Raw genomic sequence first — 1,385 nt, 5'->3', positions numbered from 1 at the left:
AACAACAGAGCTTGCTCTCGGAAGAAGCGGACGGTCTGCACGGCACTTTCGGTCCGCTCAAAGGTGTCGAACACGAGACGGATGGCATTCTGCACTTGGGCGTCAGGATCGAGGCCGAGGGTCCGATCATTCCGGTAAACCAAGCCGACTGGAGGGCACATCTCGAGCTCGCCACGTCGCGCCTTATTGAGTTGGCCACCGCGCATGCGTGCTTTGAGGATGTGCAGCTCGGCTTCGCTCATCGTGCCCTTAAGGCCGAGCAGGAGGCGATCATTGAAGTTGGCTGGATCGTAGATTCCGTCCTCGTCGAGGATCAACGTCATCGTCAACGCGCACAACTCGATGAGGCGGTGCCAGTCAGCCGAGTTGCGCGCAAGCCGCGAGACCTCCAGACCCATGACAATGCCGGCCTTGCCCAGCGCCACCTCACTCACGAGTTGCTGGAAGCCCTCGCGTGCTGTCGTACTTGATCCGGATTTGCCGAGATCGCAATCGATGACGTGGATGCGTTCAATCGGCCAGCCCGAGGCGATTGCCCGAGCGCGCAACGCATATTGGGGCTGCGTGCTTTCGCCGTGCTCGGCGACTTGGCGGAGGGTCGATTGGCGGACATAGAGGTAGGCGGCGCGCTTGAGATGCTCGGTAGTAACTTTGAGCTCAGCCATGGGCAGGCTCCATTGCGATGGCGATGATGATGCCCGCGATGAGGCGCGTGAGGTCGCCCGCTGCGGGCAATGGATCGACCGTGATCGCTGGCGTGGTCGGATGATCGCAGTACGCCATCTCGGCGTGGCGGCGCTGCCCGAGCGCTCTGATCCATGCAGCGAGCCCTTGGCGGCGAAGAATGCCGAGGCCGAAGCAGGCGGCGAGCTCGCCTCGCAATACCGCGGCGCGTAGCTCCTCGTAACGATCCGTGGCGTCCGCCGGCGGAACGATCAGGTTGAAGTGAGTCGTTTTTTTTTGCGCGCCAGCGCCCGCTCCAGGCTGCGCCGGTGCACTTTGACGCCAAAGCGTGTCTCGATCGCATCGAGACATTGCGGTGTCGTCAGCTCGGGGCTTGCGGCCTTGAGATCGGCTACGAACGCAATGACCTCGACGGAGATCTTGTGGCCACCCTTGGGGCCTCGCCGGTTCGGCAGCAAGCCGGCGACGCCTGCGCTCTGCAGCGCACTCTGGGCCTTGTAGAAGGTTGGGCGGGTGACGCCGAACGTCGCGGCGGCTTCGCTGATGGCAACGCCGTCGACTTGATGGCGTCGCACCATCTCGTAACGGACCTGGACCAAGTCCTTGGCATCGAAGAATGGATTGCCGACGAACAGCAGGTCGCGGACAGCTTCGGGGTCGGGATTGAGGACGCCGTCCTGCGCCAGCGCCGCGCTCTTCGG

At 63.2% G+C, this 1,385-nt stretch carries 3 protein-coding genes; 1 reads left to right on the top strand and 2 read right to left on the bottom strand.

Features of this window, described 5'->3' with window-relative positions; all coding sequences use genetic code 11:
- On the bottom strand, nt 1-665 hold a 665-nt coding region (locus I6F17_RS37395; protein WP_225138670.1), incomplete at its 3' end, for a recombinase family protein.
- Between I6F17_RS37395 and I6F17_RS37390 the strand changes: the two genes are divergently transcribed.
- Nucleotides 664-897, top strand: coding sequence for a hypothetical protein (locus I6F17_RS37390; RefSeq protein ID WP_225132295.1), 234 nt, complete (start codon nt 664-666; stop codon nt 895-897). The genes I6F17_RS37395 and I6F17_RS37390 overlap by 2 nt on opposite strands.
- 38 nt (nt 898-935) lie before the next feature.
- Here the strand turns inward: I6F17_RS37390 and I6F17_RS37385 are convergent.
- On the bottom strand, nt 936-1,385 hold a 450-nt coding region (locus I6F17_RS37385), incomplete at its 5' end, for a helix-turn-helix domain-containing protein (RefSeq protein ID WP_225132294.1).

This window comes from Bradyrhizobium sp. NBAIM18 (assembly GCF_020193825.1).
Taxonomy (GTDB): Bacteria; Pseudomonadota; Alphaproteobacteria; order Rhizobiales; family Xanthobacteraceae; genus Bradyrhizobium; species Bradyrhizobium yuanmingense.
The sequence above is the reverse complement of the archived record's forward strand: the minus strand, read 5'-3'. Positions and strand labels throughout refer to the sequence as shown.